Source organism: Paenibacillus sp. FSL W8-1187, from assembly GCF_037965485.1.
GTDB classification, from domain to species: domain Bacteria; phylum Bacillota; class Bacilli; order Paenibacillales; family Paenibacillaceae; genus Paenibacillus_O; species Paenibacillus_O pasadenensis.
In genome coordinates this window covers 1,064,480-1,080,969 of sequence record NZ_CP150181.1, presented here as the reverse complement: position 1 = coordinate 1,080,969, position 16,490 = coordinate 1,064,480, and the positions used below count along the sequence as shown (strand labels likewise).

Sequence of the window (16,490 nt, the reverse complement as noted above, 5' to 3'; positions counted from 1 at the left end):
GAGATTCGGGCAGGCTTTGTTCAACTCTCCATCATGGGACAATTCCTCGCCGGCATACACTGAGGCGCAGACACTCCGCATCCGCGTCCGGAAGGGAGGCGAACCGCCGTGCTCCAGCGCTTGCTCCGCAAGCGGATGATCCTCGTCATCGTGCCGAGGTACTCCATCCATCAGTTCCTCTGGTGCGACTTCGGCGCCAGCTCGCTTTGCGGATGGGTGATGGAGGAGAACGACTTCACCCGCGTCGCCGTTTTCGTCGGCAGCTCAGCGGTTCCCGTCCTGCTGCGCCGCTCCGTCAACTCCCCGCGCAGCCCGCTGCGGCCGCGCCTGCTGCAGACGCATGACCGCCTCTGGTCAAAGCGAGCCAAGGCGGTGCCGCTCGTCGCGGCTTCCGCAGCCGCTCCTTGCTGACGTTGACCGTTCACGGGATGAAAGGTCTCCCCTCAAATCATTTCATAAGGTAGACTATTATAGGAAAAGTGAAGGATAAGAAAGAGTTCATCGACGCGCCAAAACACGCCCCAAGGTCCTGATGTGGACCGGGGCGTGTTTGGTTTGCCGACAGGGTTCAGCTGCCTGACGGCGCCGTACCGCCGCTCCTACTGGATGCCCTTCTCGTCGAAGTAGGCGTTCGCCTGCTCCTGCACATAGGCGAGCACTTGATCGACACCGGCCGCCTTGAGCTGCTTGCGGTACGTCTCGAGCGCCTTGTCGACGTCCGGCACGAGGCCCATCATCAGCGGCATGCCGTACTGCTGGATGACCTGGTTGACGGCCGCCTGCTGCGATTTGACCGGCTTATAGTCCATGATGATCGGCGCGAAGATGTTCGGCTTGCTCTCGGCCTTGAACTCCTCCATGAGCGCCGGGAACTCCGTCCAGCCGCCCGCCTGCTGCTCCTTGGCGAGGCTCGTGACGCGCCAGCCCCAGCTCGTGATGCCGTAGCCCTTGAAGTTCTTGTCGTTCTCCTTGCCCTTCGGCGGCGAGATGGCGAGCTTGCCATCGTCGCTAAGCGAGTAATGCGTGTCCTGGATGCCGTACGTCAGCAGGTCGAAGTAGCGGGAGTCCGTGCGGATCTTCTCCAGCGCCATCAGCGAGCGCTCGGCGTTTTTGGAGCTTTTCGGCACGGCCATCGCGTTGTTGACCGACAGCGTCGGCATCGCGTAGCCATGGAAGCGCGTGAACGGGAAGTAGGCGTAGTCGGTGCCTTTGTTCGTCTTCTCGGCGTCGACGATGAAGCCGCCCGCGCCCGGCGCGTTGCGCCAGTAGGCGCCGCCGGTGCCGGCCTTCAGGGCATCGCCGGCTTCCTTCTGCGAGCTCAGCGTATCGGAGGTCCAGAAGCCTTTTTGCGACCAGGTCTTCATCCGCTTCACGAATTGCTCGAACTCCGGCGTCTCCGCGTAGTTGACGATGTCGCGCGGCGCATCATACGACTTGGCGACGATGACGCCGCTGTCTCCGCCAATCTGCTCGTAGCCGTGGTATGCCTTGAACAGCGTGAACACCTCGTTCCACGCCTTGCCGTTGATCGGCGTCACCTTCTTCTGCGTCTTGACCGCGTCCAGGTACGCCTCGATCGAGTCGAGATCCTTGATCTCCGGCACGTTCAGCTCCTTGCGCCAGTCCTCCCGATAGACGAGGCCGTCCGGCGTGTACTCGGGGTACGTGCTCGGCACGGCGTAGATCTTGCCGTTGACGGTCGCCTCGTCCCAGTCCTGCTTGGGCACCGCCTTCCACGTCTCGGGCATGTAGGTCGGGAGCAGGTCGTTCAGCTCCTTGAACGCCCCCTGGTCCGCGAACTTGTAGTAGTCGGCCCATGTCGAGGCGAACACCATGTCGACCTTCTCGCCGGACGTCAGCAGCAGGTTGTACTTCGTCTGCCAGTCGTTCCACGTCGTGAAGTTCAGCTTGATCGTCGCATTGATGTCCTTCTCCAGCATCGCGTTGATCTGGTCCTGGATCTTCGGGCTGTCGGCATGGCCGTCCCCGAGCACGTACCAGACGAGCTCGACCTTCTTGGACGTGTCGATCGCCTTCGCTTCGCCGGAGCCGCTGTTCGCCGCCGCCCCCGCGTTCGCGTTCGCCTCGCTGCCTCCGCTGCCGTTTCCATTGCCGTTGCCGCTGCAGCCGGCGAGCGCCGTCGCCAGCAGCGCCGTCGTCATCAGCAGGCCGATTGTTTTTTTGCTCACGTTGACTCCTCCTCTAGGTTCATCCCTATGCTTTGAAAAAGTCCTCCGCCGTCCGGTCGAGCCCGGCGAAGCGGCTGCCTCGGCAGAGACAGTCGCTTCGCCGGGCCCGATCGGACCCGGCCGTCCGCGCCTGATCCGGCTCCGGCACGGACGCGGAGAGGCCCGCTTTCGGTCAGCCTTTCACCGCCCCGATCGTCAGTCCCTTCACGAAGAAGCGCTGGACGAACGGATACAGGAACACGATCGGCCCCGTCACGATGATCGCCGCGGCCATCTTGAGCGTCTCCGCCGGCGGCTTGAAGTCCGGCGACAGGTTGCCGGCGATGCTCGTCTTGAGCACGGCGGCGCTGGCGAGGATCTTGTACAGCAGGAACTGCAGCGGGTACTTGGACTCGGTCGTGATGAACAGATTGGCCATGAACCAGTCGTTCCAGAAGCCGAGCGCCATGAACAGCCCGATCGTCGCCAGGCTCGGCGCGGACAGCGGCAGGATCAGCTTCAGGTAGATCGTGAACTCGCCGGCGCCGTCGATCTTGGCCGATTCCGGGATCGACTCGGGGATCGACTTCATGAAGTTTTTCATCAGGATGATGTTCCACGCGCTCACCAGCACCGGCACGAGCAGCGCCAGGTAGCTGTCCTTGAGCTGCAGGTAGTTGACGATGAGGATGTACCACGGGATGAGGCCGCCGCTGAACAGCGTCGTGAAGTAGATGAAGAAGCTCAAGCTGTTGCGGTACTTGAACTCCTGGCGGCTCAGCACGTAGCCCGCCATCGAGGTGAGGAACAGCCCCAGCGCGGTGCCGGCGAGCGTCAGCAGGATCGTGACGCGGTAAGCGTCGAAGATCTGCTCCGGATTGCTGAAGACGGCGCGGTACGCTTCGAGCGACCATTGGTCGGGGATGAGCTTGAAGCCCTCGGCGATGATTTCCTGCTCGGACGAGAACGAGCCGGACAGCACGAGCAGGAACGGCAGCAGGCAGAGCAGCGCGAACAGGCTGATGAGGACATAGCCGATCGTGTTGAACAGTACGGTCGAGCGTTCGGTACGGATCTTCACCTTTTCATTCCTCCTAGAACAGGGCGTAGTCTTCGCGCGTCTTGCGAATGACGTAGTTGACGGCCAGCACGAGGATGAGGCCGAAGAAGCTCTGGTACAGGCCCGCCGCGGTGCCCATGCCGATGTCGAAGTTGACGGCCAGCGACCGGTACACGTACGTGTCGATGATGTCCGTCGAGTTGAACAGCACGCCGTTGTTGCCGATGATCTGGTAGAACAGGTCGAACTGCCCCTTGAGGATGCCGCCGAGGCTGAGCAGTATGAGCAGGATGAACGTCGGCACGAGCAGCGGCAGCGTGATGTGGCGGATGCGCTGGAAGATGTTCGCCCCGTCGATCTTGGCCGCCTCGTGGTATTCGTCGCTGATGCTCATGATCGCGGCGAGGTAGATGATCGTGCCGTAGCCGAGTCCTTTCCACAGGTTGAAAAAGACGATGATGTACTTCCACGGCGCCGTGTTCAGGTAGAAGTCGTACGGCTGGAAGCCGAGCTGCACGAGCACCGTGTTCACGAGCCCGTTGCTGGAGTTGAACAGGTTGAACACGAACGCGCCGACGAGCACGAACGAGACGAAGAACGGCAGGAACATGACCGACTGCGTGATCTTGCGGAACCACTTGCCGGGCAGCTCGCTGAGGAAGATGGCGCAGATCAGCTGCAGCGCGTTGCCGAGCAGGATGAACGCCAGGTTGTAGAGCACGGTGTTTTTGGTCAGCGTCCAGAGCACGCCCGACTCGTACAGGAAGCGGAAGTTCTGCATCCCGACGAACTCGCTGCCGAACAGCCCTCCGTCGAAGCTGAAGTTGGTGAACGCGTAGTAGACGCCGATCATCGGCAGGTAGGAGAAGACGACGAAGAACAGCAGCGTTGGCGCGATCATGAGGAACAGCATCCGGTTGCGCGACCATTCCCTCAAGAAGCCTTGCATCAGAGCACCTCCGAATTTGTGTAATCGATTACTTATTATTGAAAATGGACGAGCCCCGAACGAGCAGCCGCGAGCCGACCTCGAAGCAGCGCGTGCCAGGGCAGCGGCCCTCGCCGAGCTGGTCGATGAGCTTCTCGGCGAGCAGCGCGCCCATCGCATGCTTGGGCGGATCGACCGTGCTGAGCGCCGGATCGACATGCCTGCCGACGCGGTTGTTGTCGACGCCGACGACGGCCATGCCCGCGGGGATCGGGATGCCGAGCTCCGCGCAGGCGCGGTAGATGCCGAGCGCCATCTCGTCGTTGGCGGCGAAGAGGGCCGTGAACGCGGACGATCGTTCGCGCAGCCGCAGGAACGCCTCGTAGCCTCCTGGCTCGCTGAAGCCGCCGCTGTCGATCAGCTCCGGGCGGAACGGCAGCGACGCCTGGCGCAGCGCCTTCATGTAGCCCTCGAGCCGCTCGTAGCTGTCGGTCGCGTCCGCGAAGCCGCTCAGGAAGGCGATCCGCTCATGCCCTTGCGCGATCAGATGCGTCACCGCCTCTGTCGCCGCGCCGACGTTGTCGGTATAGACGCACGGGATGGCCGGATGGTCGATCCGGCGGCCGATCACGCCGAGCGCGTAGCCGCGGTCGGCATAGGCGGCCAGCTCCGCGTCGCCGAGCATCGGCGCGATCAGGATGATGCCGTCGACGGTGCGGTCCATCGCCAGCGTCATGTAGTCGGCTTCCTTCTCCCGCTGGTTCTGCGCGTCGCAGATGAGGATCTTGTAGCGGAGCGCGCCGGCCGTGTTCTCGATGCCCTTGATGATCTCGGCATAATAGGAGACCAGGATGTCCGAGACGATGACGGCCAAGGTCGACGTCTTCAGGTGGCGCAGGCTCTTGGCCGAGGCGTTGGGCATGTAGCGGAGCCGCCGGACGGCCTCCTCGACCCGGCCGCGCGCCGACGGACTGACGGGACCGCTGCCGTTCAGCACCCGCGACACCGTCGCCGCCGACACGCCGGCCGTCCGCGCCACGTCTACAATCGTGGCATCCGGCTTGCGTGATGGCAAATGGCATCCCTTTCTCTCCCGAACCCGATTGGTATCGATTACATCGGACGAAGCCAAGCGGCCCCGAAAGCGCTCCTGCGGTCCGAACCGGCTCGCATCCGGCGCTTCTTCATCCGGTAAGCCGAATATATCAGCAATTTGTAATCGATTTCAACAACTTTTTTTCCGGTTGCCTCGGGCTGCGAATGTCGGCTAAAATGAAAGTTGGTCTGAAAACGATTACTCCGCAAAGAAGGTCGAGTCTACGATGGACGTGAAAATCATCGATGTCGCCCGCGCTGCCGGCGTCTCCACCGCAACCGTGTCGCGCGTGCTGAACGGGAGCCCCGGCGTCACGCCGAAGACGCGCAGCCGCGTCGAATCCGCCGTGCGGGAGCTCGGCTATCATCCCAACGCGGTCGCCAAAAACCTGCGCGTGCAGAAAACGAAGACGATCGCCGTCATCGTCCAGGACATCAACGTCTCCTACTTCACCGAGATCGTGAAGGGGATTGAAAATATGGCGTACGTCAAGCACTACAAGGTGCTCATCTGCGACTCGGAAAACCAGGCGGCCAAGGAGCTGGAGTACCTCAACCTGCTCATGAACCGCACGGTCGACGCGGCCATCCTCGTCTCGCCGCTCGTCGGCGACGAGCAGCTCGCCGAGATCGCGGAGCGCGGCTACTCGATCGCCGTCATCGGCCGGCATATCGGGCATGAGCAGATTCCGTGCATCTATACGGACAACGTCAAGTTCTCGCTCGAGGTCGTCCGCCATCTGGCCGAGATGGGCCACCGCGACATCGCGTTCTTGAGCGGCTTCGCCGACTCCATCGACAGCTACGAGCGGCTCGAGGGCTACATGAAGGCGCTCAAGGAGCAGCGCCTGCCGTTCCGGCCGGAGCTCATCGACAGCGGCGGCTTCAGCGAGAGCGGCGGCTACGAGGCGATGGGCCGGCTGCTCGACCGCTCCGGCGGCTCCGTGACCGCCGTCTATGCGGCCAACGACGAGATGGCGCTCGGCGTCTACAAATGCTGCCGCGAGCGCGGCCTCCGCATCCCCGAGGATATCGCCGTCGTCGGCGTCGACAACAACCGGATCAGCAAGTACATCTCGCCGTCGCTCAGCACGGTCAACCAGCCGAAGTACACGATGGGCGCGCTGCTCGTCGAGAAGCTGATCGACTCCATGAACGAGGACCAGTTCGGCGACAAGCGCGTGTTCAAGGTCGACTCCGAGCTGCTCGTGCGCGGCAGCTCGTCCTTCCGACGGGAAGGCTAGCCTGACTCTCAGCCGCCTGCCGAGGCGGGTTTCCGCCATCCAAGGTACTCTCGACTCCCTCGTGGCGTCGATGTGCCGGGTTCCCGCCAACCAAGGCACTTTCGAGTCCCTCGCCGCGCTGATGTGCCGGGTTTCCGCCAACCAAGGCACTCTCTACTCCCTCGCCGCGCCGGTGCGCCGGATTCCCGCCATCCAAAACACTTTCGATTCCCTCGTCACGCTGATGTGCCGGGTTTCCGCCATCCAAGGCACTCTCGACTCCCTCTGCGCGCTGATGTGCCGGGTTTCCGCCAACCAAGGCACTCTCTACTCCCTCGCCGCGCCGGTGCGCCGGATTCCCGCCATCCAAGGCACTTTCGACTCCCTCGGCGCGTCGCCGCGTTGGGTTTCCGCCAACCAAGGCACTTTCGATTCCCCTGTCGCGCCGTTGCGCCGGGTTCCCGCCATCCAAGGTACTCTCGACTCCCTCGTCACGCCGGTGCGCCGGGTTCCCTCCATCCAAGGCACTCTCGACTCCCTCGGCGCGTCGCCGCGCCGGGTCTCCACCAACCAAGGCACTTTCGACTCCCTCGCCGCGCTGATGTGCCGGGTTCCCTCCATCCAAGGTACTCTCGACTCCCTCGTTGCGCCGGTGCGCCGGGTTTCCGCCAACCAAGGCACTCTCGACTTCCTCGTGGCGTCGATGTGCCGGATTCCCGCCAACCAAGGCACTCTTGACTCCCTCGCCGCGCTGTTGCGCCGGATTTCCGCCAACCAAGGCACTTTCGAGTCCCTCGCCGCGCTGATGTGCCGGGTTTCCGCCAACCAAGGCACTCTTGACTCCCTCGCCGCGCCGGTGCGCCGGGTTTCCGCCATCCAAGGCACTTTCGACTCCCTCGCCGCGTCGCCGCGCCGGGTTCCCGCCAACCAAGGCACTTTCGACTCCCTCGTGGCGCCGGTGCGCGATTTCTCCCATGGCCCGACCTGTTTTTGCCGAGCGCGCACGAGAAAGCGACCTGCCGCGCGCACCTGAAAAAAAGGGGTTGATTTCCGGCCCATTCATCGAGTACGATATTCCCACTCCGCAGGAAACGCTTCCAGAAGCTGCATCAATGCAAGCCGTTTTCGGGCGAGTTTTTTTCAATGGAAGTTTGTAATCGATTACAAATTCATGCTTCTGAATCGAGGTGAGGCAGCCATCCGCGGCCGGCTGCAGAGCTGTCCGTGCCTGTCCGCATCAATTCTTCTCATCCCGACCCCATCCCCGAAAGGAGAACCCGATCATGTCCGACTGGAAGAAAAAAACCGCCGCCGTCGCGCTCGCCGCTGCCCTCGTCTCCGCCGGAGGCACTTATTCCGCCCCGCCCGCCAAAGCCGCAGGAGAGCAGGTCGAAGTGTGGATTTCCACGTCCGATCCGAACAGTGAGCCCGCCGTCGGCCTCAGCCCGAGCGCCCGCCTGACGCGCATCGGCGACAAAAGCTTCAGTACGAGCGCCGGAAGCGCCGACTTCACGATCAGCGTCGATGAGAACACGACGTTCCAGCAGATGGACGGCTTCGGCGTCTCCATGACCGATTCGTCGGCATGGCTGATGAACTACAAGCTGGACGCGAACAAACGCGCCGAGGTGATGGAGCGGCTGTTCGGACAGACCGGCATCGGCCTCAGCGTGCTGCGCCAGCCGATCGGCAGCTCCGACTTCGCCTGGTCCGCCTATACGTATGCCGATACGGCCAATGACACGGCGCTGAACCAGTTTTCCATCGGAAGGGATCTGCCCTACATCGTGCCGATGGTCAAGCAGGCGATCGCCAAAAACCCGAACATCAAGGTGTTCGGCTCCCCTTGGAGCGCTCCCGCCTGGATGAAGTATTCCAATACGCTCAACGGCGGCAAGCTGCGCGCGGAGCATTACGGCACGTACGCGAACTATTTCAAGAAATACATTCAGGCCTACCAGGCCCAAGGCATCCCGATCTACGCCGTCACCGTGCAGAACGAGCCGCTGTACGAGCCGACGCATTACCCTTCGATGGGCATGAACACGCAAGACGAGATCGGCTTCATCGGCGACTATCTCGGCCCGACGCTGCGCGGCGCCGGCATCAACACGAAGATCATCGCATTCGACCACAACTTCCTGGACTGGAGCTTCCCGAACACCGTCATCAACAGCCTGAAAAGCTCCGGCAAGGGCGGCTACATCGACGGCAGCGCGTTCCATCACTACGACAGCGGCGACGGCTCTACGATGACGCAGCTGCGGAACAACCATCCGGACAAGGGCATCTGGTTCACCGAGGGCGGCTTCGGCAACTGGAACGATCCGCAGAACGGCACGTCCCAGGGCTTCGACAACATGATGAACGAGTTCATCAACATCACCCGCAACTGGTCGAAGACGATCATCCTCTGGAACGCCGCGCTCGACCAGAAGGACGGCCCGGCGCTGCTCGCGGCCAACAACACCAACAAGGGCATGATTACGATCCGCAACTCCGACAACCGCAACGACGCGCCGGAGAACGTCGTGACGTATCACAAGCAGTATTATCTGCTCGGCCATTTCAGCAAGTTCGTCGTGCCCGGCGCGTACCGCGTGCAGAGCAATACCGGCAGCGAGATCAAAAGCGTCGCGTTCCGCAATCCGGACGGCTCCAAAGTCGTCGTCGCCTACAACTCGTCCAGCTCGGCCCGGAACGTCAAGGTCCAGTGGGGCAGCCAGTCTTTCAACGTCAGCGTGCCTGGCAAGTCCGCGATGACGTACAAATGGTACGGCAACCGCTCGTAGCGGAAGCCGGGAGAGCGGCGGGCAGGACGGGACGGCCTATCGGCCGGGATGGCAGGCGGCGACGGTGGGCGGAGGGCCATGGCCGATGCCCGAGCCGACGGCCACGACCGGTAGGTCGGGACGGCAGGCGGGCTCTTCCGTACAAAAAACAGGCTGCAGCCCGGGGAGACCGCAGCTCGATTCCAGTGCTGCAACCCGATAATATCGGGTTGCGGGCTCTCGGCAGCTCGGTTCCAATGCTGCAACCCGATAATATCGGGTTAGGGACTCCCCGCAGCTCAGTTCCAATGCTGCAACCCGATAAAATCGGGTTGCAGGCTCTCGGCAGCCCAGTTCCAGTGCTGCAGCCCGATAAAATCGGGTTGCGGGCTCTCCGCAGCTCAGTTCCAGTGCTGCAACCCGATAAAATCGGGTTGCGGGCTCTCGGCAGCTCGGTTCCAGTGCTGCAACCCGATAAAATCGGGTTGCAGGCTATCCGCAGCTCAGTTCCAGTGCTGTAACCCGATAAAATCGGGTTGCAGGCTCTCGGCAGCTCGGTTCCAGTGCTGCAACCCGATAAAATCGGGTTGCGGGCTCTCCGGAGAGCGGAGCCGCCCGCAAAGCAGATGTCCTCAAACGTGAATAAAATGGGGTAGACGACCGGAAAGCGGGACCGAAAAGGCCCCGCTTTTCAGAGCGGGCATCGAAACCGGCAAACCGCTTCGCGGAGCAGGGACTCGCTCCGATCTCCCTGCTGCCCAGATTCCATTGAACCCACTCCCCTGCAGGGGGGAATTCGGCCTCCAAGGGAACCGCTGCTGCTTCTCCACGAGTCCCCGTGCTCTTCGCTGCTGGTCCTTGAACATGCACCGCTTCGCGGGGGAGCCTCCGATTACTGAAATCGGACTCACATCCAAGCGCTCCGCTGACCATTGCTCCCTAATTCTCCAACTGTCTGCACACCCGAGTTACTCGGTGTTTCCGCGCAACTCCTCCCGTTTCCCCTACTGCGCACCCGAGTTACTCGGTTTTTCCGCGCAACTCCGCCCCTTTCCCATATTGCACACCCGAGTTACTCGGTTTTTCCGCGCAACTCCGCCCGTTTCCCCTGCTGCGCACCCGAGTTACTCGGTTTTTCCGCGCAACTCCGCCCGGTTCCCCTACTGCACACCTGAGTTACTCGGTTTTTCCGCGCAACTCCGCCCGTTCCGCCGACAGCGCACTCCAACCAACTCGATTTCTTCGACTTGCTGGCTCGACTTCGCGCCTCCAAGCACCTGCCAGCTCGATTTCGACTAAGACTGCCGTCTCCCGGGTATGCGGGAGGCAGTTCCCCTTGGCCTGCGCAGCGGCCTCCTTGTCCCATAAACCGGCTGCTCCCGCTCGTTCCGAAGGCCCGCTCAAAGCAGTCCTTTCACGCAAAAAATCAGCCCTGTCGCCAGGGCCGATTTTGATCTTGCGCAACCGCAACGAGGAGCAGGATCGGCCTTTCGGCCCCCCCCCCCTGGTCCCTTTATTTTTTGGACAGGATGTCCGTCAGAACCGGAACGACCTGCGACTTGCGGGACACGATGCCCTTCAGCGTCGCCTTGTTGTCGTCGAGCTTGACGCCGAACGCTTCCTCGAACGCGGCCGTATGCTTGCCGAGCGCGATCGCGACGGAGTCGTTGTTGAGGATGTCCGTCGTGACGAAGACGAACAGGTCCAGCCCTTTGGAGGCGATGATGTCGTTCAGCGCCGCTTCGACCTCGGCCTGGCGGGAGAACACGTCGTTCAGGTCGACCGCGTTCACTTGCGCGATCTCGACCTTGGCGGAGCCCATCGAGAACTCCTTGGAGTCGAGGCTGATCAGCTCGGCGACGGTTTTGTCGCTCAGGTCAGCGCCGGCCTTGAGCATGTTCAGGCCGTACTCGTCGGCGTTCACGCCGGCGATCTCGGCGAGCTCGCGAGCGGCCGCCACGTCCTGCTCCGTGCAGGTCGGGGACTTGAACAGCAGCGAGTCGGAGATGATCGCCGACAGCATGAGGCCCGCGATTTCCTTTTTGACCGGCACGCCGTGCTCCTTGTACAGCTTGAGCAGGATCGTCGCCGTGCAGCCGACCGGCTCGGCGCGGTAGTACAGCGGAGCCTTGGTCTCGAAGTTGGCGATGCGGTGATGGTCGATGACCTCGATGACCGTCACTTCGTCGATGTCGGCCGCGCTCTGCTGGCGCTCGTTGTGGTCGACGAGGATGACTTGCTTCGCTTCGGCGGCTACGGCTTCGACGAGACGGGGAGCGGCGACGCCGAACTGGTCCAGCGCATACTGCGTCTCGCTGCCGACCGCGCCGAGGCGGATCGCTTCCGCTTCGACGCCGATCTGGTTCTTGAGCTCCGCATAGGCGATCGCCGAGCAGATCGTGTCCGTGTCGGGATTTTTATGGCCGAAAACAAGTACTTTGCTCATGTCAATGTTCTCCTTCGCTAACTGGAATCGGGATTCGAATAAGACCTGTCCCCGATTATACCTTAAATCCGCCCCGAGAACCATCCCTTTCATCGTCAATCCGACCCCTCCGATCGCGCTGCGGCCCCCCGTTCCCGCTCGGTTTTTCTCCTCTGCCGCCGACGGACGCCCTCCCCGCCGGCCCGTTCAAACGCTGCCGGCCCGCGCCTCGTCTCCCTTCAGCCTCAACGCGTCCAGAAGCCCGCTCTGCAGGGCCGGGTTCGAGGCGACAAGACTGCGCTCGCTCAAGCGGTAAGGGCCGGCGGAGGCGGTCGTCGCCGCGCCGCCCGCCTCGAGCAGGATGATCAGCCCGGCCGCGACATCCCATGGATACAGCCCGTCATGCCAAAATCCGCTCAGCCTGCCGCAGGCCACGAGGCATAGATCGAGGCTGGCGGCGCCGAAGATCCGGACCGTGCGCGCCGTGCCGGCGATGCGGTTCATTTGCGCGATCGCTCGCGAGCCTTCGCGCCAGTCGGATGCCTGAAAGCCGGTCGCGAGCGTCGCGTCGGGCAAGGACCGCTCCTCGCTGACCCGGATCGGCTGGCCGTTCCGATAAGCGCCTTTGCCGGCGGAAGCATGGTACAGCTCCCCCGTCGAAGGATTGTAGACGACGCCATGCAGCAGGCAGCCGTCCTTCATGATGCCGATCGACACGGCGAAATGCTCGATTCCGTGCACGAAATTGATCGTTCCGTCGATCGGATCGACGATCCAGCCGCAGCCCGGCAGCGGCTGCTCCATGAAGCGGAACGGATCGCCCGCGCCGTCCGTCTCCTCCGACAGGATCCAGTGGTCCGGATAGTCTCGCGCGATCGCCTGCCGCAGCAGCTGCTCGCTGCGCAGATCGACCTCGGTCACCAGGTCGGCGTGGTTCGCTTTGTCGCGGATCCGGTAGGGCTCGCTCATGCCTCGCAGAATCTGGTCGCCCGCCTCTTTGGCATAACGGATCGCCGAAGCCAGCATCGCTTCTCCGCCTTCTTGGTCTCTATTCATTGAATCCGGAAACTCCCTTTCTTGGCCTAGAATCGCGGAGCGCCGCCTTTCAGCCGCCGATCTCCGCGTGGATCCGTCCGCGCGCCAGCAGGAGGCTCTCCCCCGGCGGCACCGATCCCGTCAGGCACAGCCTGCTCCCGGAGCCGCGAAGCATTCCGTTCCAGCGCTCTGCCAGCGGCTCCGCCCGCTCCGCGCAGATCGGGATGACGCATGCCTCCGGCCGCACCAGCTCCAGCAGCCAAGCCTGAAAGCTGTCCTCCAGCCCGTGATGCGGCGCCTTCCATATCCGGCTCGCCAGTCGGCTCCTTCGCGCCAGACGCGTCCAGCCCCCCTCCATCAGATCGCCGCCGAACAGCACGCCGACCGTTTCGTCGCCATCCGCCGTCAGCCGGTAGACCGAGCTGTCGTCGTTCGACTTGTCGAAAAAGCCGGCCAGCTCGGCCAGCCGCTCCTCCTCGGGACGTCCGTCCGCATCGAAAACGCTGTGGAGAACCTCAAGCGCGGGGAGCGGATCGTCCTGCCACGGGTACAGATGCTCCAGCCGGAAGCCGTGCTCCTCCCAGACGACGGAGCTCTCCGCCGATGCGTGCCGAGATCTCCAGCGGATCTCGGTTCCCCGAGCCTCCAGCAGCCGGATCAGCTCCCGATACGTCTCCAGGATGCCGCAAACGCGCCTGGTCAGCTCCGAAGCCTCCCGCTCCAGCTCCGGACGGAAGCGGACGGCCCGCTCGGGAAGCCCGTACGGCAAAATCGCGAGCGCGACCTCGACGCTGCGGACGACGTCGAGCAAGCCGTTCAGATGATCCTCATGCAGATGCGTCACGATCATGGCGTCCAGCCGGCGCAACCCGCGGCGCTCCATCCAGCGAAGCGGATGGTCCCGCCCCTCGGCGAGCGAGCCGTCTCCGCCATCGATCAGCGTCAACGCCCCGGACGGCAGCCGGATGAAATGGGCGTCACCCCAGCCGACGTTCAGAAAGTGGACGGATGCGTTCATGCGTCTCGCCTTCCTTTCTTTCGGAATCCGCCTCATCCGACAGGACATGGATCTTGTCGGCGGCGCACGACAGGCGGACCGTGCCGTCCAGCACGCCGGTGACGCTCGGATCGGCATCGTCCACGATCAGCGTCGTCTCCCCGCACTGCACCTCATACCGGACCTGGCGCCCCAGGAAGCTGCTGCCGGATATCGCCCCCATCCAGCGGTTCTCCGGCTCCGCATCGCCCTCGTCCGCTCCGATGCGGAGGCATTCGGGCCGGATCATCAGCGTCGCCCTGTCGCCCGGCCGGAACGTCCTCCCGGCAGAGGAGGCGCGCAGCAGCACGTCCCGGCAGCGGACGAGCAGGACTCCGTCCCGCACGTCCTCCACGATGCCGGCCAGCAGGTTGGCCGTTCCGACAAAGTCGGCCACAAACGCATTGGCCGGCTCGTAGTAGACCTCCCAGGGCGTGCCGGCCTGGCGAATGCGCCCTTTTTCGAACACCGCGACATAGTCGGACAAGGACAGCGCCTCGTCCTGGTCGTGGGTGACGAATACGGCGGTAATGCCGGCGCGCCGCTGCAGCTCGCGCAGCTCGCGGCGGACCTCGACCCGCATCTTGGCGTCGAGATTGCTCAGCGGCTCGTCCATCAGCAGGATGTCACGGCCGGTGACGAGCGCCCTAGCGAACGCCACCCGCTGCTGCTGCCCGCCGCTGAGCTGCTTCGGCAGCCGCTTTTCCAGCCCCTGCAGGCCGAACAGGTCCATCATCTCGCCGACCCGCGCGGCCGTTTCGGCCTTGCGGGCTTTTTGCAGCTTCAGGCCGTAGGCGATATTCTCCTGCACCGTCATATGGGGAAACAGCGCATAGTCCTGGAAAACGAGCGGCGTCTTGCGGCGGAATGCCGGAACTCCGTTCATCTCGGCTCCGTCGATGCGGATGCTTCCGCTGTCCGGCTCGTCGAAGCCGGCGAGCAGCCGCAGCAAGGTCGTCTTGCCGCAGCCGCTCGGCCCGAGCAGCGTCGTGAAGCTGCCTCGCGGAACGTCCAGCGTGACGCTCCGCAGGGCGGAGAAGGCGCCGAACGACTTGGTCACGTCGTCGATTCGAATATGCGGCTGAGCAGCGTTGTTCATGATTTCCTCCGATCGTAGGCGAACAGGATCAGCCGCGAGGCGGCCAGCAGGGCAAAGGCGATCAGGATGAGCGTGACGGTGAGCGCCGACGCGCCTCCCCAGACGCCGCTTTGGACGAGGCTCAGGATGGAGATCGTGCCGACGGATGTGGACGACGAATACAGGAAGATGATGACGCTCAGACAGGTGACCGAACGCAGGAACGAGAGCGTGAAGCCGGAGAGGATCGGGCCTCTCAGCAGCGGCAGCAGGACGCTTCGCAGCGTGCGGAGGGTGCCTCCGCCAAGGTTCAGCGACGCCTCCTCCAGCGATCTTCCGATCTGCTGCAGGCCTGCGAGGCATGCGCTGTAGCAGGTCGGCAAGTTCCAGAACAGCAGCGCCAGCACCATGATCGCGGACGTGCCTGCCAGCTCGAAGGGCGGCCCGTTGAACGCCATCGCGAAGCCGAGGCCGAGAAAGACGCCGGGAACGGCGCCGGGCAGAATCGCCAGGACGTCGAGCAGCCGGTTGATGCCGACCTGCTTGCGCTGGACGAGATAAGCGAGCAGCATAGCCAGCGCGACGGCGCCGAGAGAGGAGACGGCCGCGAAGCGGATGCTGTTCCATAGCTCGCTGCCTTTGGCGGTCACATACTTCATGTTCTGCAAGGTGAGGCTCCAGTCATAGCCCCATGTCCGGGCGAACGCCCCGTAGACCAGTACGCCGTATACGGCGAGCACGAAGAGCGAGACGAACAGGCAGCAGGCGAACAGGCTCCATTTGAGCGCCGGCGGCGCGGGATAAGCCTTGAGGCTCGATTCCTTGCCCGTGACGGTCACGTACGAGCGCTTCCCCACCCACAGCCGATTGACGAGAAAGAGGACAAGCGCGGGCACGAGCAGGGCGGTCGACAGCACGGACGCCGCCGACAGGTCGAACCAGCCGGACATCTGCATGTAGGCTTCCGTAGGAAGCAAGGCGAAGTTGCCCGCGATGATCATCGGATTGCCGAAGTCCGCGAGCACGTTCATCGCGGCGATCAGCGCGCCTCCGGCAATGCCCGGACGGCAGAGCGGCAGAAAGACATGCCGGAACGCCTGCCAGCGCGAGGCGCCCAGATTATGCGCCGCATGCTCCAGATGAGCGGCCGCGGCCTGCATCACGCCGTGGATGACCGTGAAGGCGTAAGGGAAAAAGGTGATCGTCTGCACGAGCCATAACCCCTGCCAGCCGTAAATGTCGAGGTTCAGATGAAGCAGATGCTTGGATACGAGTCCTTGCCTGCCGAACAGCAGGATATAGGAAAGCGCCACGATGAAAGGCGGCGAGACGACCGGAAGCAGCGTAATGAACCGGAAAAAGCCTTTCAGCGGGATGTCGAGCCTGACGATGGAATAAGCGAAAAGGAACGCGAGCGCGGTGCAGGATGCGGTCGACAGCACCGTCATGAACAAGCTGTTCAAGCCGGCGCGCATCCAGCGCTCGTTGGTCAGCAGCTGCAAATAATCGGCCGCGCCAGGATAGCTGACGACCTTGACGACCGGCCACAGCACAAATACGCAGGCAGTCGCCAGGACGGCGGCGAGGACAAGGAAAAGGACGGGCTCGCGCTTGAGCTTCTTGATGGCCATCTACCCCGTTTCAGAAAAAACTACCTGCTCCGACGCCGCT

13 protein-coding genes are annotated in these 16,490 nt (G+C 63.2%); 4 read left to right on the top strand and 9 right to left on the bottom strand.

Going from position 1 to position 16,490, the window contains the following annotated elements:
* The first annotated feature begins 108 nt into the window (after nt 1-108).
* Nucleotides 109-411 (top strand): hypothetical protein, encoded by a 303-nt coding sequence (locus tag NYE40_RS04685; RefSeq protein ID WP_028600295.1) that lies wholly within the window; start codon nt 109-111, stop codon nt 409-411.
* Between the two features lie 188 nt (nt 412-599).
* Here NYE40_RS04685 and NYE40_RS04680 read toward each other — a convergent pair whose 3' ends face one another.
* The 4 genes from NYE40_RS04680 to NYE40_RS04665 form a co-directional block, all read right to left on the bottom strand.
* Nucleotides 600-2,189 carry an extracellular solute-binding protein gene (locus NYE40_RS04680; RefSeq protein ID WP_307719991.1) on the bottom strand — a complete coding sequence of 530 codons (1,590 nt, stop codon included), beginning with the start codon at nt 2,187-2,189 and terminating at the stop codon, nt 600-602.
* Between the two features lie 172 nt (nt 2,190-2,361).
* Nucleotides 2,362-3,249: a carbohydrate ABC transporter permease gene (locus tag NYE40_RS04675; RefSeq protein WP_028600293.1), complete on the bottom strand. Its 888-nt coding sequence runs from the start codon at nt 3,247-3,249 to the stop codon at nt 2,362-2,364.
* A 13-nt stretch (nt 3,250-3,262) separates the two neighbouring features.
* Nucleotides 3,263-4,177 carry an ABC transporter permease subunit gene (locus tag NYE40_RS04670; protein WP_028600292.1) on the bottom strand — a complete coding sequence of 305 codons (915 nt, stop codon included), beginning with the start codon at nt 4,175-4,177 and terminating at the stop codon, nt 3,263-3,265.
* A 28-nt stretch (nt 4,178-4,205) separates the two neighbouring features.
* Entirely contained in the window at nt 4,206-5,231 is a 1,026-nt protein-coding gene (locus tag NYE40_RS04665; protein ID WP_339279390.1) for a LacI family DNA-binding transcriptional regulator, read from the bottom strand.
* A gap of 247 nt (nt 5,232-5,478) precedes the next feature.
* Between NYE40_RS04665 and NYE40_RS04660 the strand changes: the two genes are divergently transcribed.
* The 3 genes from NYE40_RS04660 to NYE40_RS04650 all read left to right on the top strand — a co-directional run bounded on the left by NYE40_RS04660 (nt 5,479) and on the right by NYE40_RS04650 (nt 9,266).
* Entirely contained in the window at nt 5,479-6,495 is a 1,017-nt protein-coding gene (locus tag NYE40_RS04660; protein WP_028600290.1) for a LacI family DNA-binding transcriptional regulator, read from the top strand.
* A 70-nt stretch (nt 6,496-6,565) separates the two neighbouring features.
* On the top strand, nt 6,566-7,507 hold the full coding sequence (locus NYE40_RS04655; RefSeq protein ID WP_028600289.1) for a hypothetical protein: 942 nt from the start codon (nt 6,566-6,568) through the stop codon (nt 7,505-7,507).
* Nucleotides 7,508-7,757: 250 nt separating this feature from the next.
* Nucleotides 7,758-9,266: a glycoside hydrolase family 30 beta sandwich domain-containing protein gene (locus NYE40_RS04650; protein ID WP_028600288.1), complete on the top strand. Its 1,509-nt coding sequence runs from the start codon at nt 7,758-7,760 to the stop codon at nt 9,264-9,266.
* Between the two features lie 1,492 nt (nt 9,267-10,758).
* On the opposite strand, the gene NYE40_RS04645 is transcribed toward NYE40_RS04650, so the two are convergent.
* From NYE40_RS04645 to NYE40_RS04625, 5 genes are all read right to left on the bottom strand, one after another.
* A complete protein-coding gene (locus tag NYE40_RS04645; protein ID WP_028600287.1) occupies nt 10,759-11,691 on the bottom strand; it encodes a manganese-dependent inorganic pyrophosphatase in 933 nt (310 codons plus the stop codon).
* 186 nt (nt 11,692-11,877) lie between these two features.
* Complete coding sequence (locus NYE40_RS04640; RefSeq protein WP_084137532.1) at nt 11,878-12,726, bottom strand: inositol monophosphatase family protein; 849 nt, start codon at nt 12,724-12,726, stop codon at nt 11,878-11,880.
* A 49-nt stretch (nt 12,727-12,775) separates the two neighbouring features.
* Nucleotides 12,776-13,723 (bottom strand): MBL fold metallo-hydrolase, encoded by a 948-nt coding sequence (locus NYE40_RS04635; protein ID WP_028600286.1) that lies wholly within the window; start codon nt 13,721-13,723, stop codon nt 12,776-12,778.
* Nucleotides 13,683-14,840 carry an ABC transporter ATP-binding protein gene (locus NYE40_RS04630; RefSeq protein WP_052333544.1) on the bottom strand — a complete coding sequence of 386 codons (1,158 nt, stop codon included), beginning with the start codon at nt 14,838-14,840 and terminating at the stop codon, nt 13,683-13,685. Before NYE40_RS04630 ends, NYE40_RS04635 begins: the two co-directional genes overlap by 41 nt.
* Nucleotides 14,837-16,450 carry an iron ABC transporter permease gene (locus tag NYE40_RS04625; protein ID WP_028600285.1) on the bottom strand — a complete coding sequence of 538 codons (1,614 nt, stop codon included), beginning with the start codon at nt 16,448-16,450 and terminating at the stop codon, nt 14,837-14,839. Before NYE40_RS04625 ends, NYE40_RS04630 begins: the two co-directional genes overlap by 4 nt.
* Nucleotides 16,451-16,490: the final 40 nt, after the last annotated feature.